The sequence below is a fragment of the Variovorax sp. dw_308 genome (genome assembly GCF_019207085.1).
Classification (GTDB): Bacteria; Pseudomonadota; Gammaproteobacteria; order Burkholderiales; family Burkholderiaceae_C; genus Variovorax.
In genome coordinates this window covers 72,047-98,959 of sequence record NZ_JAATOM010000016.1, presented here as the reverse complement: position 1 = coordinate 98,959, position 26,913 = coordinate 72,047, and the positions used below count along the sequence as shown (strand labels likewise).

General features: G+C 65.9%; 25 protein-coding genes and 1 pseudogene. 4 read left to right on the top strand and 22 right to left on the bottom strand.

Annotated elements, in window-relative coordinates; translation table 11 throughout:
* Positions 1-119 precede the first annotated feature (119 nt).
* From HCU76_RS25555 to HCU76_RS25520, 8 genes are all read right to left on the bottom strand, one after another.
* Positions 120-1,571, bottom strand: coding sequence for an NAD-dependent succinate-semialdehyde dehydrogenase (locus HCU76_RS25555; RefSeq protein WP_213952758.1), 1,452 nt, complete (start codon positions 1,569-1,571; stop codon positions 120-122).
* A gap of 90 nt (positions 1,572-1,661) precedes the next feature.
* Positions 1,662-2,312 carry a TetR/AcrR family transcriptional regulator gene (locus HCU76_RS25550; protein ID WP_213952759.1) on the bottom strand — a complete coding sequence of 217 codons (651 nt, stop codon included), beginning with the start codon at positions 2,310-2,312 and terminating at the stop codon, positions 1,662-1,664.
* 106 nt (positions 2,313-2,418) lie between these two features.
* A complete protein-coding gene (locus HCU76_RS25545) occupies positions 2,419-3,360 on the bottom strand; it encodes an ABC transporter permease (protein WP_218510979.1) in 942 nt (313 codons plus the stop codon).
* 9 nt (positions 3,361-3,369) lie between these two features.
* Positions 3,370-4,872 (bottom strand): sugar ABC transporter ATP-binding protein, encoded by a 1,503-nt coding sequence (locus HCU76_RS25540; RefSeq protein WP_218510978.1) that lies wholly within the window; start codon positions 4,870-4,872, stop codon positions 3,370-3,372.
* Between the two features lie 7 nt (positions 4,873-4,879).
* A complete protein-coding gene (locus HCU76_RS25535) occupies positions 4,880-5,920 on the bottom strand; it encodes an ABC transporter permease (RefSeq protein WP_371319900.1) in 1,041 nt (346 codons plus the stop codon).
* Positions 5,917-7,029, bottom strand: coding sequence for a sugar ABC transporter substrate-binding protein (locus HCU76_RS25530; RefSeq protein ID WP_218510977.1), 1,113 nt, complete (start codon positions 7,027-7,029; stop codon positions 5,917-5,919). Before HCU76_RS25530 ends, HCU76_RS25535 begins: the two co-directional genes overlap by 4 nt.
* Before the next feature lie 358 nt (positions 7,030-7,387).
* Complete coding sequence (locus HCU76_RS25525) at positions 7,388-8,122, bottom strand: NlpC/P60 family protein (RefSeq protein ID WP_213952763.1); 735 nt, start codon at positions 8,120-8,122, stop codon at positions 7,388-7,390.
* 67 nt (positions 8,123-8,189) lie between these two features.
* Entirely contained in the window at positions 8,190-8,861 is a 672-nt protein-coding gene (locus HCU76_RS25520) for a hypothetical protein (protein ID WP_213952764.1), read from the bottom strand.
* Positions 8,862-9,013: 152 nt separating this feature from the next.
* Here HCU76_RS25520 and HCU76_RS25515 point away from each other — a divergent pair, with 152 nt between their 5' ends.
* Positions 9,014-9,187: a hypothetical protein gene (locus HCU76_RS25515; RefSeq protein ID WP_213952765.1), complete on the top strand. Its 174-nt coding sequence runs from the start codon at positions 9,014-9,016 to the stop codon at positions 9,185-9,187.
* 15 nt (positions 9,188-9,202) lie between these two features.
* On the opposite strand, the gene HCU76_RS25510 is transcribed toward HCU76_RS25515, so the two are convergent.
* The 7 genes from HCU76_RS25510 to HCU76_RS25480 form a co-directional block, all read right to left on the bottom strand.
* Entirely contained in the window at positions 9,203-10,405 is a 1,203-nt protein-coding gene (locus HCU76_RS25510; protein ID WP_213952766.1) for an ammonium transporter, read from the bottom strand.
* A 396-nt stretch (positions 10,406-10,801) separates the two neighbouring features.
* The gene (locus tag HCU76_RS25505) at positions 10,802-12,463 is read right to left on the bottom strand and encodes a GMC family oxidoreductase (RefSeq protein WP_213952767.1); all 1,662 of its coding nucleotides are present in this window, start codon (positions 12,461-12,463) and stop codon (positions 10,802-10,804) included.
* Complete coding sequence (locus HCU76_RS25500; protein ID WP_256354434.1) at positions 12,453-13,976, bottom strand: aldehyde dehydrogenase family protein; 1,524 nt, start codon at positions 13,974-13,976, stop codon at positions 12,453-12,455. The genes HCU76_RS25505 and HCU76_RS25500 overlap by 11 nt, the downstream gene beginning before the upstream one ends.
* Positions 13,977-13,997: 21 nt before the next feature.
* Positions 13,998-14,753, bottom strand: coding sequence for an enoyl-CoA hydratase/isomerase family protein (locus HCU76_RS25495; RefSeq protein WP_213952768.1), 756 nt, complete (start codon positions 14,751-14,753; stop codon positions 13,998-14,000).
* A gap of 13 nt (positions 14,754-14,766) precedes the next feature.
* Positions 14,767-15,930, bottom strand: coding sequence for a dihydrodipicolinate synthase family protein (locus tag HCU76_RS25490; RefSeq protein WP_218510976.1), 1,164 nt, complete (start codon positions 15,928-15,930; stop codon positions 14,767-14,769).
* A gap of 34 nt (positions 15,931-15,964) precedes the next feature.
* Positions 15,965-16,732: a 3-ketoacyl-ACP reductase gene (locus HCU76_RS25485; RefSeq protein ID WP_218510975.1), complete on the bottom strand. Its 768-nt coding sequence runs from the start codon at positions 16,730-16,732 to the stop codon at positions 15,965-15,967.
* Positions 16,733-16,736: 4 nt separating this feature from the next.
* A complete protein-coding gene (locus HCU76_RS25480) occupies positions 16,737-17,870 on the bottom strand; it encodes an acyl-CoA dehydrogenase family protein (RefSeq protein ID WP_218510974.1) in 1,134 nt (377 codons plus the stop codon).
* A 108-nt stretch (positions 17,871-17,978) separates the two neighbouring features.
* On the opposite strand from HCU76_RS25480, the gene HCU76_RS25475 reads away from it, so the two are divergent.
* Positions 17,979-19,517: an acyl CoA:acetate/3-ketoacid CoA transferase gene (locus HCU76_RS25475; RefSeq protein WP_218510973.1), complete on the top strand. Its 1,539-nt coding sequence runs from the start codon at positions 17,979-17,981 to the stop codon at positions 19,515-19,517.
* A gap of 46 nt (positions 19,518-19,563) precedes the next feature.
* Here HCU76_RS25475 and HCU76_RS37280 read toward each other — a convergent pair whose 3' ends face one another.
* The 7 genes and pseudogenes from HCU76_RS37280 to HCU76_RS25440 form a co-directional block, all read right to left on the bottom strand.
* Positions 19,564-19,905 carry a 4a-hydroxytetrahydrobiopterin dehydratase gene (locus HCU76_RS37280; RefSeq protein ID WP_218510972.1) on the bottom strand — a complete coding sequence of 114 codons (342 nt, stop codon included), beginning with the start codon at positions 19,903-19,905 and terminating at the stop codon, positions 19,564-19,566.
* A gap of 16 nt (positions 19,906-19,921) precedes the next feature.
* Positions 19,922-20,350: pseudogene (locus tag HCU76_RS37275) on the bottom strand (toll/interleukin-1 receptor domain-containing protein); the annotation flags it as partial.
* Between the two features lie 27 nt (positions 20,351-20,377).
* The gene (locus HCU76_RS25460) at positions 20,378-21,247 is read right to left on the bottom strand and encodes a toll/interleukin-1 receptor domain-containing protein (protein ID WP_218510971.1); all 870 of its coding nucleotides are present in this window, start codon (positions 21,245-21,247) and stop codon (positions 20,378-20,380) included.
* A gap of 274 nt (positions 21,248-21,521) precedes the next feature.
* Positions 21,522-23,033 (bottom strand): tripartite tricarboxylate transporter permease, encoded by a 1,512-nt coding sequence (locus tag HCU76_RS25455; RefSeq protein WP_218510970.1) that lies wholly within the window; start codon positions 23,031-23,033, stop codon positions 21,522-21,524.
* A gap of 13 nt (positions 23,034-23,046) precedes the next feature.
* On the bottom strand, positions 23,047-23,535 hold the full coding sequence (locus tag HCU76_RS25450) for a tripartite tricarboxylate transporter TctB family protein (RefSeq protein ID WP_213952775.1): 489 nt from the start codon (positions 23,533-23,535) through the stop codon (positions 23,047-23,049).
* A 136-nt stretch (positions 23,536-23,671) separates the two neighbouring features.
* Positions 23,672-24,073: a phage holin family protein gene (locus HCU76_RS25445; RefSeq protein WP_213952776.1), complete on the bottom strand. Its 402-nt coding sequence runs from the start codon at positions 24,071-24,073 to the stop codon at positions 23,672-23,674.
* Positions 24,074-24,111: 38 nt separating this feature from the next.
* Positions 24,112-25,167, bottom strand: a complete 1,056-nt coding sequence (locus tag HCU76_RS25440) for a sugar phosphate isomerase/epimerase (RefSeq protein WP_218510969.1) — start codon at positions 25,165-25,167, stop codon at positions 24,112-24,114.
* Between the two features lie 136 nt (positions 25,168-25,303).
* Between HCU76_RS25440 and HCU76_RS25435 the strand changes: the two genes are divergently transcribed.
* The gene (locus HCU76_RS25435) at positions 25,304-25,804 is read left to right on the top strand and encodes a VOC family protein (protein WP_218510968.1); all 501 of its coding nucleotides are present in this window, start codon (positions 25,304-25,306) and stop codon (positions 25,802-25,804) included.
* 69 nt (positions 25,805-25,873) lie between these two features.
* On the top strand, positions 25,874-26,842 hold the full coding sequence (locus HCU76_RS25430) for a S1C family serine protease (protein WP_213952779.1): 969 nt from the start codon (positions 25,874-25,876) through the stop codon (positions 26,840-26,842).
* Positions 26,843-26,913 lie beyond the last annotated feature (71 nt).

Genomic DNA, 26,913 nt, shown 5'->3' with positions numbered 1-26,913 from the left:
CCGCTGCCCTCACCCCAACCCTCTCCCCGGGGGGAGAGGGAGTGAAGACCCTGTCCCGGCCTCTCCCCGGGGGAGAGGGAGTGAAGACGCCCCGCCTTACTTGGGAGAGGGAAGCAGGATCAAGCCGCCATGATGGAGACGGCCTTCGTCGTGACGTAGCCCTCCATCGCCTCCGGCCCGCCTTCCGAGCCATACCCAGAATCCTTCATGCCGCCAAACGGCATCTCAGGCGTAGGCGCCGCGGGCTGGTTGATCCACAGCATCCCCACTTCGACCTGCTGCGCCAGGATGTGCGCGTTCTTGATCGATTGCGTGAATGCGTAGCCGGCCAGGCCGAAGGGCAGGCGGTTGGCTTCGGCAATGGCTTCCTCGAGCGTGTCGAAGCCGCGGATCGCGGCGATCGGGCCGAAGGGCTCGTTGTTGAACACGTCGGCTTCCAGTGACACCTCGTCAAGCACGGTCGGCGCGAAGAAGTTGCCGTCGGTGCCCACGCGCTCTCCGCCGGTCAGCACCTTGGCGCCGGTCTTGCGGGCGTCGGCGAGGATCTTGTCCATCGCGCCGATGCGGCGTGCATTGGCCAGCGGGCCCAGCGTCGTGTCTTCGAGCAGGCCGTCGCCGAGCTTGAGCTTCTCGGTCTGCGTGGCGAGCGCCTTGGCGAATTCGGCGCGGATGCTGTTGTGCACCAGGAAGCGCGTTGGCGAGATGCAGACCTGGCCCGCGTTGCGGAACTTGGCGCCGCCGGCTGCCTTCACGGCCAGCATGATGTCCGCGTCGGCGGCCACGATCACGGGCGCATGGCCGCCGAGCTCCATCGTCGCGCGCTTCATGTGCAAGCCGGCCAATGAAGCCAACTGCTTGCCGACCGGCGTCGAACCGGTGAAGGTCACCTTGCGGATGATCGGATGCGGGATCAGGTAGCTGGAGATCTCGGCCGGATCGCCGTAGACCAGGCCGACCACGCCGGGCGGGATGCCCGCATCGACGAAGCACTGCATCAGGGCGGCGGGGGAGGCGGGCGTTTCTTCCGGCGCCTTGCACAGGAACGAGCAGCCGCTGGCCAGCGCGGCGCCGATCTTGCGCACGATCTGGTTGATGGGGAAATTCCACGGCGTGAAGGCCGCGACCGGGCCGAGCGGCTCCTTCAGCACCAGTTGCTGCGCGTTGAGGTTGCGCGAGGGCACGATGCGGCCATAGAGGCGGCGGCCTTCGTCGGCGAACCATTCGATGATGTCGGCGCCGGCGGTGGCTTCGCCGCGGGCCTCGACGTACGGCTTGCCCTGTTCCTGGGTCAGGATGCGGCCGATGTCGCCGGCGCGCTGGCGCAGCAGGCCGGCGGCCTTGCGCATGATGATGGCGCGCTCGTTGGCGGGCGTGCGGCGCCACTTCTCGAAGCCGCTTTGCGCGGCGGCCAAGGCGCGGTCGAGGTCGGCGATGCCGGCGTGCGCAACCGTGCCGATGACTTTGCCGGTGGCCGGATTGACGACATTGATGGTCTTGCCGCTGGCGGCGTCGACCCATTCATTGGCGATCAGGAGGCGGGTGTCGGGGTAGCTGGTGGTCGTGGATGTCATGCGTAGTCCTCAAATGAGGCAGCGATGATAGGACGCGCCGAGCGCACCGCCGTGACGGCACGTTTCAAGCCCGCACCCCGTGCGTGGGGTCTACACCTTGTCGGGGTTGACGAGCACCAGCCGCAGGATCGTGTCCATGTTGAACTTGAAGCGCGCGGCGAGCGCGTCGCGGCCGGTGAAGTTGAAGCCGAACAGCACCTGGCCGGTGTGCCGGTTGTTGAGGTAGTAGAAGGCGACGGCGGCGATGGTGATGCACAACTGCGCGGCGTCGATGTCACGGCGGAACACGCCCTCGACCGCGCCGCGCTTGAGGATCGCGTCGACGCTGTCGACGTACGCCTTCTGCAGCTTGCGCAGCTGCTTGTTGCCGGCGATGTGCCGCGCCTCGTGCAGGTTGGCACTGTTGACCAGCGTGATGAACTCGGGGTTGTCCAGGTAGTACTGCCAGGTGAACTCGACCAGCTTCTTCAGCGCCTCCACCGGCGGCGTGTTCTCCAGCCCCAGGCCCTGCTCGCTGCCGCGGATGCCCACGTAGGCTTCTTCCAGCACGGCCTCGAACAGTTGCTCCTTGCCACCGAAGTAGTGGTAGATCATCCGCTTGTTGGCGCCCGACATCTCCGCGATCACGTCGACCCGCGCGCCGCCCAGGCCGAGTTTCGCGAACTCGACCTTTGCAGCCGCGAGGATGTCGGCCTTGGTGGCCGCCGGGTCGCGTGCGCGGAACGGCATCTTTTCGCCCATGGATGGTCGCCTTGTCGTGTCGCTGTGGAAATGGGTGCCGATGTTAGGCCAACGCCAGACAAGTCGCTCGTGCTTTGCGGGACTCGTCGGGCGTCGCCCGGGCGCGCTACTTGACGGTGGCCAGCTTGCTGCGGTCGATGGTCAGGGCGATGGCGACGGTGAGCACGATGCCGAACACGATCTGCTGCGCCGTGGCCGGCACCTCCAGGTACACCATGCCGGTGCGGATCACGGCCACGATCATCGCGCCGATGAGCGTGTTGAGGACGCCGCCGACACCGCCGGTGAGCGGCGTGCCGCCGATCAGCACCGCGACGATGGCCGGCAGCAGGAAGCCCTCCGCCAGGTTGGGCGCGCCGCCTGCCAGCTTGACCGAGAACAGCAGGCCCGCGAAGGCCGCGATGAGCCCCGACAGCGTGTAGACCGCGATCTTGTAGCGATCGACGTTCAGGCCCGACGCGGCTGCCGCGGGCTCGCCGGCGCCGATCGCCTTGAGCGCGCGGCCGAAGGTGGTGCGGCGCTCGACGAACAGCATCACCGCCAGCAACGCGCCGGCGATCAGCACCTCGTGCGGGACGCCGGCCGTGCTCTCCGTCACCCAGCCGAAAGCCTGCTCGCGCATCCCCGCATCCATGAAGATCGCGCGTTGCCCCGAGGCGAATTGCCCCACCGACAGCGCGATGCCGCCGATGGCCAGCGTGGCGATGAACGAAGGCACCTTCAGCCGTGTCGATGCATAGCCCGACACGAAGCCCAGCAGCGCGCCCACGCCGATCACGCCGATGGCCGACCAAACGCCGAGCCAGGGCAGGGACAGCGTGGCCAGCACGGTCGTCATGTTGGCCACCGACTGGGCCGAAAGGTCGATGCCGCCGATGAAGATCACCAGCGTGATGCCCAGCGCCATCACGAACAGCGTCGACACGTCGGCCGTCATCTGCAGCAGGTTCGACGGCAGCAGGAAGCCGGGGTTGATGGCGCTGACGGCCAGCGTGAGCCCCAGCAGCGTCAGCCAGGGCAGGTGGGGGCGGAGTTTTTCGAAGTTCATGGCGGCTCTTCAGGTCATGTGGTGGACGAGATCGAACAGGGAAGGCTTGCTGCCGGGCACGCAGTCGAACCACTGCTGCACCTGGCCGTCGCGCAGCACCGCGATCGTGTGGGAGAGGCCGATCGCCTCCTCCAGCGTGTCGGCCATCAGCAGCACGCCGCAGCCGTCGTCGCACATCTCCCGGATCACGTCATAGATGTGTTCCTTGGCGCCGATGTCGACGCCGCGCGTGGGGTGATCGAGCAGGATCACGTCCGAGCCGCTGCTGCGCCACTTGGCGATGACCACCTTCTGCTGGTTGCCGCCGGAGAGCTTGCCCGCGCTGGCATCGACCGATGGCGTCTTGATCTCCAGCCGCTTGACCCATTGCTGCGCGGTGGCGCGCTCGGCCTTGTGCCGGAGCACACCGCCACGGCTGTACTTGCGCATCTGCGAAAGCGTCATGTTCTCGAACACCGACATGCCGCCCACGATGCCTTCGATCTTGCGTTCCCGCGGGATGTAGCCGATGCCGTGCTTCACCGCGTTGGCCGCGCTGAAGCGGCGCACCGCCTTGCCCTTGATGCGCAGCGCGCCGCTGTGTGGCTTCTCCAGGCCGAACACGGTGCGCATGATCTCCTCGCCGCCGGAGCCTTCGACGCCGACCAGGCTCAGCACCTCGCCCCGGCGCAGCTTGAAGGAGATGTCCTGGTACTTGCCGGGGTGCGTCAGGCCCTCGGCCTCGACCAGCACGTCGTCCGTGCAGGGCCGCTGCTTTTCCTCGCGGTAGTAGGCGGTGCTGATCTCGCGGCCAACCATCTTCTGCTGGATGCTCGTCGCCACCGCGGTCTTGCCGTCGACAACGTCGACCACCGCGCCGTCCTTCATGACGTAGATGCGGTCGGAGATGTCGATGACCTCGTCCATGCGGTGCGAGACGAAGATGAAGGAAGCCCGCGCGCGCAGCCGCCGGATCAGGCGGAACAACAACTGCACCTCATCCTTGGACAGCACCGACGTCGGCTCGTCCAGCAGGATCACCAGGTCGCCCTCGACGCGCTCCTCCAGCGCCATCACCTTGGCCAGCTCGACCAGTTGCCGCTGCGCGAAGGACAGGGCCGACAGCGGCATGCGCGGGTCGATGTCCAGCTCGACCTTTGCCAGTTGATGGCGCGCCGCGACGGCCATCTTCTTCCAGTCGACGATGCCCCATCGCACGAACTGCCGCTCGAAGCCGAGGAAGATGTTCTCCATGACCGAGAGGTTCGGGATCAGCGACTGTTCCTGGAACACCATGCCGATGCCTTGCAGCATCGCCTCGCGCGGGCTGGCGAACGCAGTTGCGCGGCCGTTGATGAGGACCTCGCCGCCGTCGTGCTGGTAGGCCCCATAAAGCACCTTCATCAGCGTCGACTTGCCGGCCCCGTTCTCGCCGACGAGCCCGACGATCTCGCCGTGCTCGATCTTGAAGTCGATGCCCTTGAGCGCATGCACGCCGGGGAAGCGCTTCTCCACTTTCTTGAATTCAAGCATGGCGTTCTCACTTCACCAGGGATTGGTTCTTGCGGTTGACGGCCAGCGCGACCGAGAGGATGACGAGCGCGCCGAGCACGCCGTCCTGCAGGTAGTTGGGCAGGCCGACCACGACCATGCCGTTGTTGATGACGCTGTCGATCAGCACGCCCACGACCGCGTTCCAAACCCCGCCCGAGCCGCCCATCAGCGAGGTGCCGCCGATGACCACCGCCGTGATGGACGCGAACATGAAGTTCGAGCCCGTCAGCGATTCCGCCATGCCGCCGCGCGCCACCGCGAAGATCGCCGCCAGCGCATAGAACACGCCCCCCAGCATGAAGCCCAATATGCGCACACGCTTGACGTTCAACCCGCTCGCATGCGCGAGGTCCTCGCCGCCGCCCACCGCGTAGAAGTGGCGCCCGAGGATCGTCTTGCGCTGGATGAACCAGGCCACGAACACCAGCGCGATCGCGACGAACACCATCAGCGGAAAGCCGCCGATGCGCAGGTAGATCAGCGCGCGAAACACGTCGTCGTCCACGCGCAGGATGTCGCCGCCCGTCAGCACCACCGATAGGCCCATGCCGACGAAGCCGATCGCCAGGCTCGACATGAACGAGGGGATGCTGAGCTTCACATGGACCAGCCCGTTGACCAGCCCGATCGATGCGCCGACAGCCAGCGCCACCGGAATCGCCAGCCAGCCCCATCCGGCCATCTCGCTGCCGAGGAACCTGAACGTGAGCGCGAACAGCACGGCAGCCGTGGAGATGGTGCCTTCCATCGACAGGTCGATGGAGCCCATCACGATGATGAAGGTCACGCCGACCGCGACCATCAAGGCCGGTGCCGCCGAGATCGCGATGCGCGCGAAGTTGGCGAGCGTCATGAACTTCGGGTTGGCCGCCGCGAAGCCCAGCATCAGCGCGCCGAGCACGAGGGCGGGTGCCCATTGCAGCCAGGACGCGGCGCGTGCCGCTTTCACCGAACGCGCGGGCGAGCTTGCCGGCGCGACATCCTTGGCGGCTGCGCGTGGCAGCCCCGAAGCCATGTGCGTGGTCACGCCCGGGCCCCGTACTTGATCTGGCCGCCTGAGGTGCCCCAGAAGTCGGTCCACTCGTACTTCGGCGTGCTGCTGATGTACTTCTTCTTGAAGTCGGCCGCATCCTTCTGCGTGACGACGATGGAGGGGCCGTAGAACTCGCGGTGCCCCTTCGGCTCGGCCGAGGGCTTGAACTTGCCGATGGCCGCGTAGTACGCCAGCGCCGCCGTGATGCCGCCGCACCAATGCGGATTGGTGAAGACGGTAGCGAGCAGGTCGCCCTTGACGATCAGGTCGATCGCTTCCGGGCTGCCGTCGTAGCCGACCACGGGCAGCTTGCGTCCGTCGGCCTTGAGCGCTTCGAGCACGCCGTAGGCCATCGAGTCGTTGGCGCAGAACACGCCACCGATCTTGTTGCCGAAGCGCGTGAGAAAGCCTTCCATCACCTGGTTGGCCTTCTGCGTGGACCAGTCGCCCGGCTGGTAGTCGAGCAACTGGATGCCGGGGAAGTCCTTCAGCGCCTTCTTCATGCCGTTGAGGCGCTCGACAGCCGGGTTGTTGGCAGCAATGCCACCCACGCCGACGATGGCGCCCTTGCCGCCCATGGCGGTGAACAGGGCGCGCGCGGTCTGCTCGGCCGGGCCTTCGTCGGACCAGGTCATGTGCGAGACCCAGGCATCGCCGAAGTCCCAGGGGTGCAGGTCGTCGGGCTTGTTCCAGATCGTCGACACGAAGCCGCCGGCCTTTTTCACGGCTTCGACGATGGGGCGGCAGTTGGGTGCGTCGTTCGCGTCGCAGGCGATCGCGGCCTTGCCGCCGGTCTTCGACAGGAAGGCCTGGATGTCGGACAGTGATTTCTGCGAGCTGCCGTTGTTGAGCAGGTGGACCATGTCGGACTTCTTCATGCCGACGCTCTCGACGAAGGATTCGCCGCCCGAGGCGATGGCGTGCCAGTACGGGTTGTTGCGGTCGCGGTAGCTCCAGGCGACGGCCGGCTTGCCTTGCTGCTGGGCGAAGGCCGCGAGCGGGTTGCTGGCGGCTGTGACGCCGACGAGACCGTAGGCGCTGGCCAACAGGAAGTCGCGTCGCCGCGTGGTTTGCTGGTCGATGTAGTTCTTGATGAAGGCCATGGGTTTGTCTCCTTGAGGTTGGGCTGCCGGTTGCCAATGAAGTAACTAACTGGATGGTTATTGTTGTCCTGTGGAAAGGGTTCGTCCATAGGGTTTAGCCTAGTAACCTATTGGTTATTTGAGGGCGTGGGCGCTTTTGAAGCCCGAGGCGGAACGCAGTCGATGCGCCGTGAAGACGAGCGTTCGCCTAGCCACGTGGGGGACGCGGCCGGGGAATTGCGCGGACCATCTGGCTGGCGATCACGCGGTTCAGGAGGGGTGCCGGACGCAGCCGGCAGCCATCCGTCAGCCTCAGGCGTCAACCGTCAACCGTCAACCGTCGGCCGTCGGCCGTCGGCCGTCGGCCGACAGCCGTCAGCTACGGCCGGAAGTGCGGAATGAATCGACCGAGCACCGCATGCTCATCGTCGGGCGCGATGAAGCGGGACGCGGCGAGGGTGCTCCAGGCAAAGCCCGCCACTTCGCCATGCGATCCGGTGTAGAGCCTGAACACCCCGCGCCCAAGGCCATCGTGGTCATGCCCGTCGGCGCCCCGCTTGTGGCGCGTGTCGGTCGGGCCGTGGCCGGACTCCGAACTGTCGATGACATCGACCGCCCATTGGTCGGTGCCGATCACGAACGGCTTCGTCCCGCTCATCTTCGTCGGCGCGTTCACGACCATCATGATGTGGCCCGTGTTGTCGTGTCGGGTGAGGTACTTGACCGCGATCACATCGCCAGGTTGCAGGTCGCTGACGGCGGCGAGGGCAACGAAGCCGCGGCCCTCGAGGACCGCGTCGTGGTAGCGCTCGGCGGTGGGGCGCCGGCTGCCGAACCAGCGCTTGAAGTCATCGGCCGAGTAGCCATCGACATGCATCAGCAGATGGTCGATGAAGCCCGAGCAATCGGTGTGCGACGCCACGACGCCGGTCCACGACACGCTGCCCTGCCCGTGCGCGTAGTCGGTGTTGGAGAGATCGAGCTGCTGGACCAGATCCACGGCCGCGATGACGCGCTGCGTGGCGCCTGTGTCGCTCGCCGCCTGCGTCGACAAGCCGAGCGTGGCGAGCACGATGCACAGCGCAGCGACCGGCGCGATCCTGTTCATGTTCATCGACGCACTCCTTCCGGCATAAGCAACGACTGGACCTAGCGACAACGACCGCTGAACCCGGGCCAGGTCACAGATACGGGTTCTTCAAGTTTGGATCCTTCTTCTTCGGTGCATCGAGGGAATCCATCGTGTGAAACGTGCCCACGATACTTTCGGCGACCTTGAATTGCCCCTTCGTGGCCGCCAGAAGCTCCTTGTATCCGGTGTCGTCTCCACCGTTCAACTGGAAGTACGGGCCGATCAGCACTTCCATTTGATGGACGATGATCGATTCAAGGTCGCGCGGCGGAGCGCGGCGGGTCACGATGCAATAGCCCATGATCTGGGTGAACCGCACATTCGATGTGGCAATTTCCTTCATGTACTGCCGATTGACGCCGCAGCGAGCGGCGAATTCGTCCACGTTCAGGTAGCGCAGATTGCTGGTGTCCACGAGGTACATGTAGACATGAATCGCCGTCGGTGGAAAGAAACACGCGACCTTCGCATTCCACGTCAAGCTCACGGAGAGGTCGGGATCCGCATCTCCGGTGCCTCCCTTTCTCGCAGAGGGGTTCCCGCGCAGCACGGGGCCGACGAGCGAAAAGATGCGGTTCTGGAGGTCCGCGGGCAAGGCCGCGACGCGTTGAGCCAATTCCGGCTTCTTCCATCCCACCCGCGGCAGGATGCCGCCGAGCGTTCGCAACTCATCCGGTGTTGCCTTCGAGCCATGGAACGCAATGTTGTTCGATTTGCTCATGTTGCAGATACCTCTGCGGCAGGTACGAATGCGCGAGCATAGACAGCCGTGGCCGCATCGACAAGGACCGTGACGCAGGCCCTCAAACCAGCGCGCCGCGGCGAAATCGCCGTGGTCCTAAGATTGCCACCCCGCATCCTCCGGAGGCGACCATGCCCGACGACAACGCGAAGTTCGACAAGGAAGCGATTTCCCTGATCGAGTCTCTCAAGGGGCGGCGCAAGCCTGCCAAGCGAGCACCGAGGACAGGGTCGACGGCCCCCAAGGGCGATAAGGCGGCCGTCAAGACGCCGGTGGTCGTCCGGCGGGCGGCAGGTCGTTTCTAGGCCGAGCAGATTGCGTCACCAGTTGACTTCGCGCTCCGGCGTGGCGCTCACGTGGTGGATCGACAGGTCTGCGCCGTCGTATTCCTCTTCCTGCGACAGCCGCAAGCCCGTCGTGCGCTTCAGCGTGCCGTAGACGGCCAGGCCCGCCACGAAGGCCCAGGCGACGCCGATCGCCACGCCGATGAGCTGCGCGACAAGGCTGACGCCGCCGATCCCACCCAGCGCCCGCTGGCCAAAAATGCCGGCGGCGACACCGCCCCAGGTGCCGCACAGGCCGTGCAGGGGCCAGACGCCCAGCACGTCGTCGATCTTCCACTTGTTCTGCGTCAGTGTGAACATGTAGACGAAGATCGCGCCCGCCACACCTCCGACCACGAGGGCACCGATGGGGTGCATCAGGTCGGAGCCCGCGCACACTGCGACCAGCCCGGCCAGCGGCCCGTTGTAGACGAAGCCCGGGTCGTTCTTGCCGAGCGCCAGCGCCGCCAGTGTGCCGCCCACCATCGCCATCAGCGAGTTGACCGCCACCAGCCCGGAGATCTTGTCGATGCTCTGCGCACTCATGACATTGAAGCCGAACCAGCCCACGCACAGCACCCACGCGCCAAGCGCCAGGAAGGGGATGTTCGAGGGCGGATGCGCGCTGAGCGATCCATCGCCGCGGTAGCGGTTGCGGCGCGCGCCGAGCAGCAGGACCGCCGGCAGTGCCAGCCATCCGCCCACCGCATGCACGACCACCGAGCCCGCAAAGTCGTGGAACGGGTGCCCGGTCGCCGATTCGATCCAGGCCTGGATGCCCAGCGCCTTGTTCCAGGCAATGCCTTCGTACAAGGGGTACACCAAGCCGACGATGACCGCCGTCGCGATGAGTTGCGGCCAGAACTTCGCACGTTCCGCAATGCCGCCCGAAATGATCGCGGGGATGGCGGCGGCGAAGGTCAGCAGGAAGAAGAACTTCACCAGCTCGTAGCCGTTCTGTTGAGCCAGCTCATCGGCGCCGACGAAGAAATGCGCGCCGTAGGCGACCCCGTAGCCGACCAGGAAGTAGACCACCGTCGACACCGAGAAGTCGACCAGGATCTTGACCAGTGCATTGACCTGGTTCTTCTTGCGGACAGTGCCGAGTTCCAGGAAGGCGAACCCCGCGTGCATCGCCAGGACCATGATCGCGCCGAGAAGAATGAACAGCGCGTCTGCGCCCCGATGTAGTGCATCCATTAAAGGCGTGCTCCCAATACTGCTTATGTTGGTGCATTGCCGGCCTTTGCCGGCGCATGGATCAACGCGAAAGCAATATTGGTGCCGGATTGGCCTACTGGTGGTGCAGGCGCTGCAAGTTGGTGCGCATCATTCAGGGCGGGCACCTGGAGCCGACTCGCCGCGGGGGCAGGCCCCGCGCTGCCAGGAACTCAGCCTGGTGCGCCGAAAGCCATCGCGAGGGTGTGGGTGTCTTCGTATGCCTTGACCGAAGTCGGCGTAGATCTGCTGCAGGTTCGCGGCACGTGGATGCGGCGGGGTCGAATCCTGTCTGCGGCTGCACTCCAGCTTCACGCTGCCGGGTGAAGAAGACTGACACTGCTTGCATGGAGTTCGGCGCTGACGCCGTGGCAGGACTCAATTCACCGTCGCCGCTTCACGCGAAACCATCACCACCGGCTGCGCGCGAACCGCGGCCACCCGACGAGCCGCTGACCCACCACCGCGAATCAGTTCCGCCGCCTTCTCCCCGATCACGATCGACGGCGCGTTGGTGTTGGAGCTGACCAGCCGCGGCATCACCGAGCTGTCGCAGATACGCAAGCCTTCGATGCCCCTGACTCGCAACTCCGGGTCGACCACGGAGGCCGCATCACCGCCCATGCGGCAGGTTCCTACCGGATGGTAGGAGGTGCGGCCGAACTGGCGCGCATAGGTCTCGAGGTCGGCCGTGGTCGACACGCGATCGCCGGGAAAGTGCTCCTTGCGGATGTACTTTGCGAGCGCCGATTGCCGGAAGATCTCGCGGCTGATGCGCACGCCTTCCGCGGAGGTCTTCACGTCGCGCTCGTCGCCGAGGAAGTTCGGATCGACGACAGGCATGGCGCGCGGATCGGCGCTGCCGAGCGAGACCGAGCCACGCGCATGCGGACGCACTGCGTAGGAGTTCAGCGTCACGCCCGAGCCGGATTCGATCTTCGGCACGCCCGCCTCCACGCCCGCGCCGACCAGGAAGTGGAACTGCAGGTCGGGCGTGGGCTCGTTCCGGTCGGCGTACCAGAAGGCGCCGCCTTCGACGATGTTGGACGCCACCGGCCCCCTCCTGAACAGCGCGTACTGCAAGCCGGCCCAGGCCATCCAGTGCGGCTTGGCGTACTTGTCGAAGCTGTGCGGGCCGTTGAGTTCGTAGACGATGTCGATGCCGAAGTGATCGTGCAGGTTCTGGCCCATTTCGGGCCGGTCTGCCATTACGTCGATGCCGAGCGCGCGCAGCTGGTCGGCCGGACCGATGCCCGACAGCAGCATCAGCTTGGGCGAGCCGATGGCGCCCGCCGTCACCAGCACTTCGCGGGCGGCTCGCACGATGGTCGGCCGGCCAGCCTCGACCACTTCGACACCCACCGCGCGGCTCTGCTCGATTACGACGCGATTGATCAATGCGCCGGTCTTCACCGAGAGGTTGCGCCGCCCGAGCGCAGGCCGCAGGTAGCCCACCGCCGCGGAACAGCGCTTGCCGTTTCGCGTCGTGGTCTGGTAGGCGCCGGTGCCTTCCTGCGTCGCGCCGTTGAAGTCCGGGTTGTAGGGCATGCCCATCTGCTGGCAGGCCTGCACGAAAGCCTGCGTCATCCGATGCGGCGCGCCGTTGGACACACCCAGCGGTCCGCCGATGCCGTGCAGCGGGCCTGAGAGCGTGTCGTTGTCCTCGGAGCGCCGGAACAGCGGCAGCAGATCCGCGAAGGACCAGCCGGCGCAGCCGAACTCATCGGCCCACGCGTCGTAGTCCTGCGCGCAACCGCGCGTGAACACCTCCGCATTGATCGAGCCGCCGCCGCCCAGCACGCGCGCTTGCGCATAAGGGATCTCGCGGTTCATCGCATGGCGTTGCGGCGCGGTCTTCAGGCCCCAGGTCATGGGGCCGGCGGTCATCTTGTAGAAGCCGACCGGCATGTGGATCCAGGGGCTGCTGTCGCGCGGGCCGGCTTCCAGCAGCAGCACCTTGACGTCGGCGTCTTCCGAGAGTCGTGCGGCCAGCGCGCAGCCTGCGGAACCACCGCCAACCACGATGTAGTCATAGTCCATCGCCCGCTCCAATCCAGTGAGTGCGCGGCTGCAGGTTGATGTGCGCCGTCTTGACCTCGGTGTATTCCTCGATGCCGGCCAGTCCTGCATCCCGGCCCAGGCCAGATTGCTTCATGCCGCCCATCGGCGCTTCGGGGCCATTGTCCAACGTGGTGTTGATCCACACACGGCCCGCCTGCACTTCGCGCATCGTGCGCAGGGCCAGGGTGACATCCTGCGTCCAGATCGAGGCCGACAGGCCGAACTCGGTGTCGTTCGCGATGCGGATCGCGTCTTCGTAGCTGTCGAAGGGGATCACGGCCAACACCGGGCCGAAAATCTCGTCGCGCAGCAGCGGCATCTCCGGCGTGACGTTGGTGAGCAGCGTGGGCTGCACGAACCAGCCCTTGTCGCAGCCGGTACGCCCGCCGCCGTGCACCACGGTCGCGCCGAGCGCAACGCCGCCTTCGACGTATGACAGCACCTTGCGCATGTGGGCCTCGTCGAACAGCGCGCCGACCTGCGTGGCCGGGTCGAGCGGATCGCCGACCACGATGCGGCTCAACTTGGCCGCGAGCTTCTGGGTGAACGCCGCGGCGATCGAGCGATGCGCCACCAGCCGGCTCGCACCGACGCAGCACTGGCCGGCGTTGAAGGACATCGCAAAAGCCACGCCATCGGCCGCATCGTCGAGGTTGGCGTCCGCGAACACGATGTGCGGGTTCTTGCCGCCCAGTTCCAGCCCGAGCTTCTTGATGTTGCCGACCGATGCCTGGATGGCCTTGCGGCCCGTAGCGGTCGAGCCGGTGACCGACACCATGTCGACCCGGTCGCTGTCGAGGATGACCTGGCCCACGTCCGCGCCGTGCCCGCTCACCAGGTTGACCACGCCATCGGGCAAGCCTGCCTGCTGCAGCAGTTCACCGAGGCGAAGCGTCGTGCCGCTGGTGGCTTCCGAAGGCTTGACGACGGCCGTGCATCCGGCGGCCAGCAGGAAGGGCAGGCGCTCGGCGAGGATGAAGAACGGAAAGTTCCACGGCGTGATGACGCCGATCACGCCCAGCGGCTGCCGCAGCACCAGTGCCAGCAGCCGGTCGCCGAGGTTGTTGAGCGTCTCGCCCGCCATGCTGCGCGAGGCGCCGGCCGCGAAGCGCCACACATCCGCCGCGCCACGGATCTCGCCCTTGGCCTGCGTGATGGGCTTGCCGGTTTCCAGGCATTCGATGAGGCCCAGTTCGTCGACGTTCTGCTCGATCAGGTCCGCGACCTTGAACAGCACCTTGGCGCGTTCCGCCGCAGGCATGCGCGGCCACGGGCCGGTGTCGAAGGCGGTGCGGGCGGCGCGGATGGCGTCCTTCGCGTCCTGCGCGGTGCCGGCGGGCCATTGCGCGACTGGGGTGCCATGGCCGGGGCTGTTGCGCGTCATGAGTTGGTCGCCATGGCCATCGGTCCAGTGGCCGTCGATGAACATCCTGAAGCGCCTTGGCGTGGCTGGCAGCGTGGGGCGGTGGTGGTGCATGTTGTCGTGGTGCATGAGTCTGTCTCCTCCTGTTGTTCAAAAGATGGCGGTGGTCTTCGCCTTGAATGCCGCGATGCCGATGGCGGCGTCGGCACTGGCCTTCACGGCGCGTGCCGCCTCGGCGTAGAACGCAGCCGGTGCGTTCTCGCCCACGATCGCTGCCTTGGACCAGCGTGCCGCCGTGGGCGACACGCGGGCCAGCGTGTCGACGAAGCCGGCAAGCCCCGCTTCGAAAGCGGTTGCGGGCCACACCGCATTCAGTGCGCCCCACTGCTGTGCGGTGGCTGCATCGAGTTCGCGGCAGGTCAGCACCGCTTCGAGCGCCCGGCCGCGGCCGACGATGCGTGCGAGACGTTCGCCGCCTTCCCAGCCCGGCATCGCGCCGATGCCCACCTCGGGAAAGCGCAGGCGGGCGGCGGCCGAGGCCACGCGCAGGTCGGTGGCCAGCGCCAGTTCCAGTCCGCCGCCGAAGCAGATGCCTTCGATGGCCGAGACCGTGGGGCAGCGCAGGCGTTCGAGGCGTCGGAAGACGCGGTTGCCATGGGCGATCCATTCGTCGGCGAATTGGGCCGGCGTCATCGGTGCCCACTGCGCGATGTCGGCACCGGACGAGAAGGTGCCGCCGGCCGTGCCGCGCAGCACCACGACGCGCACGCCGGCGTCCTGCTCGACCTGGTCGATGTGGCGGTCGAGTTGGCCCAGCATGTTCAGGTCCAGCGCATTGGCCTTGCCGGGGTTCGACAGCCGCAGCGTCAGCACCGCGCCTTCGCGCGACGAAAGGATTTCTCCCATGGCATTGGCTCCTTCAGCCCTGAACGCCGTAGAACGCGAGGAACTGCCGCATCCGCGACGCGGCGAGGTCGGGGTCGCGCAGAAGGCCGGCCTGGTCGGCCATGCGGAAGATGTCGACGAAGTAGGGCAGCGGGCGCATCGCCTGGTGGCCGGCCAGCATCACGAAGTGCGACTGGTGGCCGTTCAGGTACGCGAGGAAGACGACGCCGGTCTTGTAGAACTGCGTCGGCGCGCCGAAGATGCGGCGCGACAGTGGCACCGTCGGTTCGAGGGTGTCGAGGAAGCGTTGCTTGTCGCCCTGCGCGAGCGCGACGAGCGCATGCGATGCGGCCGGCGCGATCGCGTCGAAGATGCCGAGCAGCGCATGCGAATAGCCCGCCTCGTCGCCGGCGATGAGTTCGGGGTAGTTGAAGTCGTCGCCGGTGTACATCTTCACGCTGGCGGGCAGCATGCGGCGCATGTCGATTTCGCGCTGCTTGTCGAGCAGGGAGATCTTGATGCCGTCCACCTTGGCGGTCGATTCGGCGATCACCTGCAGCGCGACATCGCGCGCGGCGGTGAGGTCGTCGGTGCCCCAGTAGCCAGCGAGCGAGGGGTCGAACATGCTGCCGAGCCAGTGCAGCACCACCGGATGCTCGGCACGCGCCAGCACGGTGCGGTACACCTTGAGGTAGTCGTCGGGCGTCTTCGCGACGCGGGCCAGCGCACGGCTCGCCATGAGGATCAGCCGGCCGCCGGATTGCTGTATCGCATCGACCTGCTCCAGGTAGGCCGCTGTCACGTCGTCGAGCGTGCGCACGGTGGCCGGGTCGAGGTGGTCGGTGCCGCAGCCGTTGTAGACCGGTACGCCGGTGCCGCTCAGGGCCTTCTGCGTCTCGCGGATCAGCGTGAGCGAGTCGGCCCATGAGAGGCCCATGCCGCGCTGCGCGGTGTCCATCGCTTCGGCAATGCCGAGGCCCAGTTCGGCCAGGTAGCGGCGGTACTGCAGCGTGGCCTCCCAATCGATCTTGCCGCCGTTCGACGGCGCCACGTCGGCGAACGGGTCAGCCACCACATGGGCCGCGGAAAACACCACGCGGTTGAAGGCGCAGGCCGGCGCTTGCGCGGTCCGGGGCGTGCCTTGCAGGCGGTAGGGCGTGAGGCGGCCATCGGTGCCGGGGAGCTTGAGTTCGGCCATGTTGTCGTGTCTCCTTGAATGTGTCTTATCGGATTCAGAAGCGCTGGATGAGCAGGCCGCCGTCCACGCGCACCTCTTGCGCGACCGTGTAGGGGAGCAGCCCGGCGGCCATCGTGCGGATCACGCGGGCCACGTCTTCCGGCATGCCCCAGCGCGGCTCGATGGTCATGCCGTTGGCGATGAGGGCGTCGTACTTCGGCTTCGACGGCGCGGTCATCTCGGTGAGGATCAGGCCAGGCTGAACTTCGAACACGCCGATGCCCAGCGGCGCCAGGCGCATCGCGAACAGCCGCGAGGCCATGTGCAGCGCGATCTTCGACATGCAGTACTCGCCGCGCTCCACCGTCGCGGCGGCCGCGTTCGACGAGGTGACGAACACCATGCTGCGGTAGATGTCGTCCTTGCGTTGCTGCGCGACCATGTGCCGGGCCACGGCCTGCGACAGGAAGAAGGTGCCGCGCGTGTTGGTGTCGAAGCAGCGGTCGTAGCTTTCTTCGCTCACGTCGAGGAGGTCGCCGCGCTGCATGACGGACACGCCCGCGTTGTTGACCATGCAATGGATCTCGCCGAATTCGGCGACCACCGCATCGACGAAAGGCTGGTGGCTGGCGCGGTCGGCGATGTCGATCTCGTAGACCTGGCAATGGCGGCCGGTGGCGAGGATGTCGGCCTTGAGCTGCTCGAGCTTCTCGCCGTCCTTCCAGGCCAGCGCCGCGATGTCGAAACCTTCGGCGGCGAGGGCGAGTGCGGTGGCGCGTCCGATGCCGCGCGATGCGCCGCTCACGATGGCTGTTTTCTTCATGATGTCAGGCCTTGAGCAGGTTGCGCGCGATGATCACGCGCTGGATCTGGTTGGTGCCCTCGTAGATCTGCGTGATCTTGGCGTCGCGGTACAGGCGCTCCACTTCGTAGCCGCGGATGTAGCCGCTGCCGCCGAAGATCTGGATCGCATTGGAGCTGTGCGTCACGGCCGCATCGCCGGCGAAGCACTTGGCCATCGACGATGCGGCGGTGGCGTCCTCGCCGGCATCGATCTTCGAAGCGGCCGAGCGCACCAGCAGGCGCGCCGCCTCGGTGTCCTTGGCCATGTCGGCCAGCATGAACTGGATGCCCTGGAACTCGGAGATCGGCGCGCCGAACTGCCTGCGCATCCTGGCCTGTTCGACCGATGCGTCGAGCCCCGCCTGCAGGATGCCCACGGCCAGCGAGGCGATGCCGATGCGACCCTTCTCCAGCACGCTCATCATCATGTGGAAGCCGCGGCCTTCAGTGCCCAGCATGGCGTCCGCCGGCAGCACGACATCGTTGAAGGCAAGCTCGCCGACTTGCGACGAGCGCTGCCCCAGCTTGTGTTCCTTGGGCCCGCGCGAGACGCCGGCCGAATGGCAGTCGACGATGAAGATGCTCATGCCGCGCTTGCCGGCGGCCGGGTCGGTGCGGGCCAACACGAAGGCCACGTCGGCCACCGGCGCGTTGTGGATCCACAGCTTGGCGCCGTTGAGCACCCAGCCGTCGCCCTGGCGCACCGCGGTGGTCTTCACGCCCGACACATCGGAGCCCGCGCCCGCCTCGGTGATGCAGTAGGCGCCACGCTTCTGCGCGCGGATCAGTGGTTCGATCCACTGCGCCTTCTGCGCGTCGGTGCCGTGCGTGCAGAGCAGGGTGGTCAGCAGTTCCACCAAGCCGCACTGGTCGGCGATGGAGCCGTAGCCGCGGCTCAGTTCCTCCATCACGATGCTGTAGGCCAGGCAATCCAGGCCGGCGCCGCCGTAGGTGTCGGGCACCGTGATGCCGAACAGGCCGCTCTCGCCCATCGCGGTGTAGATGTCGCCGGCGAAGGCTTCCTCCCGGTCCAGCCGCTCCGCTTGCGGGCGAATGACCTCGTTGGCGAAGCGCCTTGCCATGTCGGCGACTTGTGTGTGTTCCATCGTCAATTTCATGCTTGTCTCCTGTGATTCAGGGTCAACCCTGATGTATGTAACTGGTTAGTTATTACAATCATGGCAGACGTTTGGCCCGTCGGTCAAGCGCAATCACAAGGAAGTGCAATGAAAAAAGTACGAATCGTTGGCGCGGACCAGATGGTGAGCGAAGTTTTCGACGGCGCGACCGTGGTGCTCAGCGGCTCCGGCGGTGGCTTGCAGGAGGCGGATCACATCGCGCAGGCGATCGAGAAGCGCTTTCTTGCCACGGGGCATCCGTGCAACCTCACGCTGATCCATGGCCTGGGCATTGGCGACGGCGTGCAAACGGGTATCACCCGTTTCGCCCACAAGGGCATGGTCAAGCGCGTGATCGGCGGCCACTGGACCTGGTCGCCCGCCATGCAGGACCTGGCCCGCAACAACGAGATCGAGGCCTACACGCTGCCGGCCGGACCGATCCAGACGCTGTTGCGCGAGACGGGCGCGGGGCGCCACGGGTTGGTCACGCACATCGGCCTTCATACCTTCGCGGACCCCCGTCACGGCGGCGGGCGCTGCAACGAGAAGGCGACCGACGACCTGGTCGAGCTGATCCAGCTCGGCGGCAAGGAACTGCTCTGGTACAAGCCGATCCAGGTCGACTTCGCGCTGATCCGCGGCACGGCTTGCGACCCGCAAGGCAACCTCACGTCGCGAGAGGAGCCGTCGGAGATGGACGTCTTCGCCGCAGCGATGGCGGCGCACAACTGCGGCGGCAAGGTGCTGGCGCAGGTGCGCGACGTGCTCGACGAATCCATCTCGCCAGCGCGCGACGTCAGCGTGCCCGGCGTGCTGGTCGACATGGTCTGCCAGTTCGCCGCGCAGACCCAGACCACGGGGGCCGACTACGACCTCAGCATGAGCGGCCTGCAACGTGCACCTGCCACCTGCGCCGCCATGCCCTTGCCGAAGGGCGTGCGCTACCTCATCGCTCGGCGTGCCACGAAGGAACTGCGCGCCGACGCCTGCGTCAACTTCGGCTTCGGGCTGCCAGACGGTGTGCCGGCGGTGGCGCAAGCCGAGGGCAGGGAGATCGGATGGACCACCATCGAGCAAGGCCCGCACAACGGCGAACTGCTCGGCGGCCACCTGTTCGGCGCGACCCGCTATCCGAGCGCCATCGTCAAGTCGACCGAGCAGTTCGACTTCTTCAGCGGCGGTGGCGTCGACATCGCCTTCCTCGGCATGGGCGAACTCGATGCGGAGGGCAACGTCAACGTGTCATGGCTGGGCGACAACATCGTCGGCCCGGGCGGCTTCGTCGACATCACGCAGCGCGCGAAGAAGGTGGTGTTCTGCGGCACCTTCGAGGCGAAGGGGCTGGTGGTGGAGCACGAGGGCGAGGAGGTGTACATCCGCCGGCATGGCGACGTGTCGAAGCTGGTGAAGAAGGTGCGGCACATCACCTTCAGCGGCGCACGTGCGCGGGCCGAGGGGCAGGAAGTGTTGTACGTGACGGAGCGGGCCGTGTTCCAGCTCACGCCGCATGGGCTGCGGCTGATCGAAGTGCCGCCTGGCGTGGACGTGCAGGCGGATGTGCTGGACCGAATGCCGTTCGAGGTGGAGGTGGGCATCGCCCTTTCGCCATGCACGGAAGGGGCGTCAACAATGATGGAAGCCTGACGAAACGTGGCGAGCGTATCGGTCATGGGGCCTGCTCCGCGATCCTTCAAGACCTTTTGAGCCTCGAAGCCGGATACGTGGCCCGTAGCAAGTCGAGGTGTGCAGCGACTTCCAGGTCCAGCGCGGATGGCTTGTGTCCGACGTCCCAGGTGCTGAGCCAGACGGACACGGTTCGCCAGATGTTTGGCCATCGAGGATGGTGCTGAAGCTCGGCGATCTTCGGAACGGCCGCCCCCATAAACGCCACTGCATCTTCGAATGAGGCGAACTCGTACGACTTGCAGATCTCGGTGCGCTGACGTCCCGCGCCACCAGCGAGATCGGAGACGCGGGAATCCCAGCCTGGGAGGCCTTGCAGTGCGTCGTCCCAACTTACCCATCTGCGCAAGCAAGTCCGAGAGGTCCTTCTCCCAGTGCTCGTCGCGCAGCTCGCATTCTTGGGAGCGAGAAAGATCTCGTATCCCCTTCGGGAGTGCTCCGCGCTCGGGCCTGGATGTGCGAGAAAGCAGCACCGGCAAGATCCGCACCTCTGACGCCAGTGCGTGGCGAATCTCCTGGAACACCCAGTCATGCGGGTTGTCTATTCGTCGGCGGAAATCCTTGTCTTGTGCGGAAAGCCATCGGGGGCCGATGACCGGAATCAACAGCGTTGCGGCCTTGAGAGCCCGGTCGATTTCGTCAGCCCAGTCGTCGGACATTCGGATGGACTCCGTGTCGATGAAGACGCTTTGGGCGCCAAAGGTTCGCGCGAGTGTGTTCGCGAGCCACCTCGATGCAGCCGAACTGTCGGTGCGTCTGTAGCTGACGAAGGCGAGTGGCTGGTTGGCTTGCATGTGTCTCTCCTTGCAGGTCTGTTCGATCTACGCAATCTTCTGAAGCGCGTGAAGAACACCCCCGACAGCATCGGCCCAAATGCTCGATCCACAAAAGATTGCGTTCGATTTCTTCAGTTCAAAGTCGGTCCAATTATTGAGACAGCCGCCCGCCACAAAGGGAATGACGCTAATCCCGTTGTCGCGTGCAAAGCGCACTTCCTTCTTGACGTTGACCGACTCGTGCGTCGAGCCGCCGACCACGAGGACCAGGATCCTGCTGCGGCCAATTGCGCGCTGCAGCGTTGGCTCCCATTCTTCGCCAGGCCTCAGCGCCTCTTGGTCACGGAACACATTGACGCCGCTCGACTGCAGTGAACTGGAAAGACGAGCGGCCACCCTGGTGTCAGTATCAGTCCGCTGGTAGCTGACGAAGACACTCCATCGATCGGCGTCCGCCGAAAAACGCTCCAGCAGCCTGACGTCCGCGGCGTCCAATCCGCGCGGGGTCTGAATGCTCTGTCCGATGACCTTCAGCCGATCGTCCTGATGATCGATGGGCAGGTACGGCTCGAAGCGCAGCGCGAGCAGCAGGAGCCTAGCGTCGTTGGCAGCGAACAAGGTCGAGTCGTCCGGCTCGGCGACGACCCCATGCTTTCCAAAGATCCTGGAATTTAGGAACGTGAAGCGGCGGCAATTGTCCAGCCGGAAAGACAGCGAATACATGCGTTGACCGCTATGCCCCCGGCGAGAGACGACGATCCAGAGCGTCCCGCTATCGCCCACGAGATCCTGGAGATCGTGGCGTCTCGATGTCAATGCGAAGTATTTCCCGTCTAGCCATGCAGCCTGGTTGGACTCCCAACGAGCGATAGCCAGGGCATGGCCAGTTGATGGGGGACGACGGTTGCGAGTCATTGGAATCCTTCATCGCCCGGCTGGAGTGCGGCATCCATTTCAAAGTCATCCGAGGGCGGAGCACGCCGCGAACCAGCCGGAATCAGGTTGCAGGTTATCCAGCCTTTACGCCGGGTGAATCATCACTTTTTGGGAATACCAACGCCGTCCCGGATGGGGTCTCAAATTGCAGCGCCCTCTCGTCTTCTCGGTTGACCGCAAACGCGGCCATGAAAAAGCCGCCCTCAGGCGGCTCCTCTCATGGCGCCGCGAATCCCGCGGCCCCAACACTCACTCACTCCTCCACAAACGCCTCTTCCCGCTTCGCCTTGATCGAAGGCAGCAGCACGATCCCCAGCAACAGCAGCGCCGCCAGCAGCAAGCCTGCCGACAACGGCCGCGTCACGAACACCGTCCACGTCCCGCGCGACAGCAGTAGCGCGCGGCGCAGGTTCTCTTCCATCATCGGCCCGAGGATGAAGCCCAGCAGCAGCGGCGCCGGCTCGGTCTTGAGCTTCAGGAACAAATAGCCGATGAAGCCGAAGGCCGCCACCATCCAGATGTCGAAGGTGTTGTTGTTGGTCGAGTACACGCCGATCGCGCAGAACAGCACGATCGCCGGGAACAGGAACTTGTAGGGCACGGTCAGCAGCTTGATCCACATGCCGATCAGCGGCAGGTTCAGGACGATCAGCATCGCGTTGCCGATCCACATCGAGGCGATCAGGCCCCAGAACAGCTCGGGGTTGCTGGTCATCACCTGCGGGCCCGGCTGGATGTTGTGGATGGTCATCGCACCCACCATCAGCGCCATCACGGCGTTGGGCGGGATGCCCAGCGTCAGCAGCGGAATGAACGAAGTCTGCGCGCCGGCGTTGTTGGCCGACTCCGGCGATGCAACGCCGCGGATGTTGCCCTTGCCGAAGGGCACTTCGCCCGGGCGCATCTTGATCTTCTTCTCCAGCGCATAGGCCGCGAAAGCCGCCAGCAACGCACCGCCGCCAGGCAGGATGCCCAGCGCCGAGCCCAGCGCCGTGCCGCGCAGCACGGCCGGCGTCATGCGCTTGAAGTCTTCGCCGGTGGGCCACAGGCCCTTCACGTTGGCGGTGAACACCTCGCGCTCGTCGTCGGGCTGCGAAAGGTTGCCGATGATTTCGCCATAGCCGAACACGCCCATCGCGATCACCACGAAGCCGATGCCGTCGGTGAGTTCAGGGATGTCGAAGCTGAAGCGCGCCACGCCCGAGTTCACGTCGGTGCCGACGATGCCGAGCAAGAGGCCCAGCACGATCATGGCCACCGCCTTGATCAGCGAGCCCGAGGCCAGCACCACGGCGCCGATCAGGCCCAGGCACATCAGCGAGAAGTACTCGGCCGGCCCAAACTTGAAGGCCAGTTCCGTCAGCGGCGGCGCGAACGCGGCCAGGATCAGCGTGCCCACGCAACCCGCGAAGAACGAGCCCAGGCCGGCGGCAGCCAGCGCAGGCCCCGCGCGCCCCTGTCGCGCCATCTGGTAGCCGTCGATACACGTCACCACCGATGACGATTCCCCCGGCAGGTTGACCAGGATGGCGGTGGTGGAGCCGCCGTATTGCGCCCCGTAGTAGATGCCGGCCAGCATGATCAGCGCCGACACGGGCGGCAGCGCATAGGTGGCGGGCAGCAGCATCGCGATGGTCGCGACCGGCCCGATGCCCGGCAGCACGCCGATCAGCGTGCCCAGGATGCAACCGACCAGGCAATACAGCAGGTTGGTGAAGGTGAAGGCGACACCGAAACCAATCGAGAGGTTATGAACGAGTTCCATGCTGCAGGTCTCCTCAGCCCGTGATGAACGTGGGCCAGACCTGGATCTGGAGTTTCAGCGCCCAGATGAAGGCGATGTAGCTGCCGACGGCGAGGATGGTGGAGAGCACCAGCACGTCGCGCAGCTTGAAGTGTTCGCCGGCCAGGCTGGAGATGATCGTCAGCGCGTAGATCGCGATGATCATGCCCATGGCCGGCACGCCGATGCTGGGCAGGCCGCCGAGCAGCACGCCGAACGCCAGGTTGGCCAGGATCACGAAGAACAGCGGCTTCCAGGCCCACTTGCCGATCGGCTCGCCGTCCGCGGTCTCGACGATCAGCCCCTCGGCCATGATGATCACACCGAGGATCGCCAGGATGATGCCGAGCATCAGCGGGAAGTAACCCGGCCCCATGCGGGCGCCGTCTCCGATGTTGTAGGTGGTGGCGCCGATGGCGAAGGCGCCCCCGACGGCGGCGAACATGACTCCCGAGAAGAAGTCGGTCTGACTCTTGATGCGCATGCGGATGTGTCCCCAGTTAGTCAGGGAAGCATCGGCTCCTTATCCTGACCAATGGCTGACCATGCCTCTACGCACTAACGCGTAGCGCTATTTTTGCGCTATCAAAACGATAGCGAATTTCGTGTCACAAACCTGACTACAGCCACTGTCCGCTGCTGGGCATCCGGATCTGCGTGTCCGGCGTGCCGCCCACGAAGAAGCCGCCGATCACGATGCTGAGCACCGAGATGAAGACGCTCGCGAACAGCGCTGTCCAGAAGCCCGAGACGCGAAAGCCGCGCACCAGCGCCGCCACCAGCAGGATCATCAGCGCGTTGATGACCAGCAGGAACAGCCCGAAAGTCAGCAGCGTGAGCGGCAGCGTCAGGACGATCAGGAGCGGCTTCACGATGGCGTTGGCCAGGCCCAGCAGCAAGGCGGAGCCGATCAGCGCGCCGGTGCTGTCGAACTTGAGCCCGCGGAACAGCAGGCTGGCAATCCAGAGGGAGACGGCCGTGATGGCCCAGTGAAGGAGGAAGGGGGTGAGGTTGGCAAGCATGTTGCCGTCACTCTAAGTCATGCGACGGCGACAGGGTGTCAGTCCACGCCCAGCATCTTCTTGTTGGCCGCCGTGTCGATGCCGCCCGCCGCGAAGTCGTCGAAGGCCCGGTCGGCCACGCGGATGATGTGATCGGCGATGAAGGTCGCGCCTTCGCGCGCGCCGTCCTCCGGGTGCTTGATGCAGCACTCCCACTCCAGCACCGCCCAGCCGGGGAAGTCGTACTGCGCCATCTTCGAGAAGATCGCCGCGAAATCGACCTGCCCGTCGCCCAGCGACCGGAAGCGCCCCGCACGGTTGATCCACGACTGGAAGCCGCCGTACACGCCCTGCTTGCCGGTCGGGTTGAACTCGGCATCCTTCACGTGGAAGATCTTGATGCGCTCGTGGTAGTGGTCGATGTAGTCGAGGTAGTTGAGCTGCTGCAGCACGAAGTGGCTCGGGTCGTAGAGCAGGCAGGCGCGCTTGTGGCCGCCGACGCGCTCCAGGAACATCTCGTAGGTCACGCCGTCATGCAGGTCTTCGCCGGGATGGATCTCGTAGCAGACGTCGACACCGGCGTTGTCGAAGGCATCGAGGATCGGCAGCCAGCGCTTCGCGAGTTCGTCGAAGGCAGCCTCGATGAGCCCCGGCGGACGCGGCGGCCAGGAGTACAGGTACGGCCAGGCCAGCGCGCCGGAAAAGGTCGCGTGCGCGGTGAGCCCGAGATTGGCCGAAGCCTTCGCTGCAAAGTGCAATTGTTCGACCGCCCATTGCTGCCGTTTGGCCGGATCGTTGCGGACTTCGGCCGCGGCGAACCCGTCGAAGCCAGCGTCGTAGGCGGGATGCACCGCGACGAGCTGGCCCTGCAGGTGCGTCGAGAGCTCGGTGATTTCCAGCCCGTGCGAGGCGAGCGTGCCCTTCACCTCGTCGCAATAGGTCTTGCTCTCGGCCGCCTTCTTCAGGTCGAACAGGCGCGCGTCCCAGCTCGGGATCTGCACGCCCTTGTAGCCGAGGCCGGCGGCCCAGCCGGCAATGGCGTCGAGCGAGTTGAACGGCGCGGCGTCGCCGGCGAACTGGGCCAGGAAGATGGCAGGCCCCTTGATGGTCTTCATGTGCTGTGTCTCCGTGGGTGGGCGTCGATGATGCGGGGGCGGAAATCCGAAGTCAACGATTGGCCTGACCAGTTGACGCGCGCTGGCCGCACTCCTAACCTCGTCGCCACCTTTGCGACCGCAGGAGACACACGCCATGTTGTTCGGTCAACTCTTCCACACAGCCATCAAGACGGCCCACCTGGAGGCCACGGTGCGCTTCTACACCGAGGTGCTCGGCATGGTGGTCGCCGACCGGCCGCCCATCGGCTTCCCCGGTGCATGGCTCAAGCCCGCGCAGCCGGGTGCGGAGGCCATATTCCATTTCTATGCGGGCGATGCCGCGAAGGAGTCCGACGGCTCGGTGCAGACGGGCACTGCCGCCATCGACCATGTGTCGGTGGTGTGCCAGGGCTACAGCGCCTTCAAGGCCAGGTTCGAGCGCTATGGCCTGGCCTACCGAGAGAACCTCGTGCCCGCCACGCCGCTGTGGCAGCTCTTCATCTACGACCCGAACGGGGTGCAGCTCGAACTCACCTTCCATTCGGCGGCCGAGCATGAAGATGTGCCGGTGATTCCGCAGGAGCGCCGCTACGGCGCGCGCGAGCGGTGGTTCCAGCCGGCGCTCTACCGGCAGTTCGAGGCGGCGATGGCCTGAAGGGGCGCAAGCGTCGGGTCTTGCGTTTGCCGGAACGGTCGCCAATTGGGGAACTTACGGGAACGCAACATGGGCGCACGACCAGACTTCACCGAAGACGACAACCTTCTCGATGCCTACTCCGAGACGGTTGCCTCCACTGTCGAGCAGGTGCAGGACGCGGTCGTCTACATCGCCGCGCACAAGAGCGGTGGCCGCGGCCGGCAAAGTGGCGCCGGCTCCGGCTTCCTGTTCACGCCCGACGGCTACCTGCTGACCAACAGCCATGTGGTGCACGGCGCGTCCTCGCTCGAGGTGGTGCGGCCGGACGGCACGCGCAGCGACGCGCAACTCGTGGGCGAAGACCCGGAGACCGATCTCGCCGTGCTGCGCATCGGCGCCAGTCGCTCGCTGTCGCACGTCGAGCTCGGCGACTCGTCGCGGCTGCGTGTCGGGCAGATCGCCATCGCGATCGGCAATCCGCTCGGTTTCAACCACACGGTGACCAGCGGCATCGTCTCCGCGCTGGGACGGTCGCTGCGATCGAACGCCGGACGCATGATCGACAACGTGATCCAGACCGATGCGGCCCTCAATCCGGGCAACTCGGGCGGTCCGTTGCTCGACACGCGCGGTCGCGTGATCGGCGTCAATACGGCCATCATTCCCGGCGCGCAGGCGATCTGCTTCGCAGTGGCGGTGAACTCCGCCAAGTGGGTCGTGGGCCAGTTGTTCGCGCATGGCCGGGTGCGGCGCGCGTACATCGGGCTGTCGGGCTCGACCGTGCCGATGTCACGCCGCGTCGCGCGCTTTCTCGAAGTCGAGCAGGATGCCGGCGTGCGCGTGTCCGAGGTACAGGCCGGCTCGCCGGCCGCCATCGCGGGCCTCAAGGCGGATGACCTCATCGTCGGCATCGATGGCGCGCCCGCGCGCACCGTGGACGACCTGCAGCGCCTGCTCGACGAGTCGCGCATCGGCAAGCTCTGCGTGCTGCGCATCCTTCGCGGCGCGCAGCCGCTCTACCTGAGCGTGACGCCGTTGGAGTCGCGGCGCGCGTGAGCCGGGCCGGGTCTGGTGCCATTGCGAAACCGGGCCGCTGGCAGTGAAGACGGCAACCGCGCAAAACAATG

Coding starts and splice junctions, on each gene's coding strand:
- HCU76_RS25530 (WP_218510977.1), bottom strand. CDS start 7,029: ATGGCCTTCATCAAGAACTACATCGACCAGCAAACCACGCGGCGACGC.
- HCU76_RS25540 (WP_218510978.1), bottom strand. CDS start 4,872: ATGCTTGAATTCAAGAAAGTGGAGAAGCGCTTCCCCGGCGTGCATGCG.
- HCU76_RS25500 (WP_256354434.1), bottom strand. CDS start 13,976: ATGCACCACGACAACATGCACCACCACCGCCCCACGCTGCCAGCCACG.
- HCU76_RS25490 (WP_218510976.1), bottom strand. CDS start 15,930: ATGGCCGAACTCAAGCTCCCCGGCACCGATGGCCGCCTCACGCCCTAC.
- HCU76_RS25520 (WP_213952764.1), bottom strand. CDS start 8,861: ATGAGCAAATCGAACAACATTGCGTTCCATGGCTCGAAGGCAACACCG.
- HCU76_RS25505 (WP_213952767.1), bottom strand. CDS start 12,463: ATGGACTATGACTACATCGTGGTTGGCGGTGGTTCCGCAGGCTGCGCG.
- HCU76_RS25460 (WP_218510971.1), bottom strand. CDS start 21,247: ATGACTCGCAACCGTCGTCCCCCATCAACTGGCCATGCCCTGGCTATC.
- HCU76_RS25435 (WP_218510968.1), top strand. CDS start 25,304: ATGTTGTTCGGTCAACTCTTCCACACAGCCATCAAGACGGCCCACCTG.
- HCU76_RS25485 (WP_218510975.1), bottom strand. CDS start 16,732: ATGAAGAAAACAGCCATCGTGAGCGGCGCATCGCGCGGCATCGGACGC.
- HCU76_RS25440 (WP_218510969.1), bottom strand. CDS start 25,167: ATGAAGACCATCAAGGGGCCTGCCATCTTCCTGGCCCAGTTCGCCGGC.
- HCU76_RS25450 (WP_213952775.1), bottom strand. CDS start 23,535: ATGCGCATCAAGAGTCAGACCGACTTCTTCTCGGGAGTCATGTTCGCC.
- HCU76_RS25555 (WP_213952758.1), bottom strand. CDS start 1,571: ATGACATCCACGACCACCAGCTACCCCGACACCCGCCTCCTGATCGCC.
- HCU76_RS25475 (WP_218510973.1), top strand. CDS start 17,979: ATGAAAAAAGTACGAATCGTTGGCGCGGACCAGATGGTGAGCGAAGTT.
- HCU76_RS25480 (WP_218510974.1), bottom strand. CDS start 17,870: ATGAAATTGACGATGGAACACACACAAGTCGCCGACATGGCAAGGCGC.
- HCU76_RS25510 (WP_213952766.1), bottom strand. CDS start 10,405: ATGGATGCACTACATCGGGGCGCAGACGCGCTGTTCATTCTTCTCGGC.
- HCU76_RS25495 (WP_213952768.1), bottom strand. CDS start 14,753: ATGGGAGAAATCCTTTCGTCGCGCGAAGGCGCGGTGCTGACGCTGCGG.
- HCU76_RS25550 (WP_213952759.1), bottom strand. CDS start 2,312: ATGGGCGAAAAGATGCCGTTCCGCGCACGCGACCCGGCGGCCACCAAG.
- HCU76_RS25545 (WP_218510979.1), bottom strand. CDS start 3,360: ATGAACTTCGAAAAACTCCGCCCCCACCTGCCCTGGCTGACGCTGCTG.
- HCU76_RS25430 (WP_213952779.1), top strand. CDS start 25,874: ATGGGCGCACGACCAGACTTCACCGAAGACGACAACCTTCTCGATGCC.
- HCU76_RS25455 (WP_218510970.1), bottom strand. CDS start 23,033: ATGGAACTCGTTCATAACCTCTCGATTGGTTTCGGTGTCGCCTTCACC.
- HCU76_RS25515 (WP_213952765.1), top strand. CDS start 9,014: ATGCCCGACGACAACGCGAAGTTCGACAAGGAAGCGATTTCCCTGATC.
- HCU76_RS25525 (WP_213952763.1), bottom strand. CDS start 8,122: ATGAACATGAACAGGATCGCGCCGGTCGCTGCGCTGTGCATCGTGCTC.
- HCU76_RS25445 (WP_213952776.1), bottom strand. CDS start 24,073: ATGCTTGCCAACCTCACCCCCTTCCTCCTTCACTGGGCCATCACGGCC.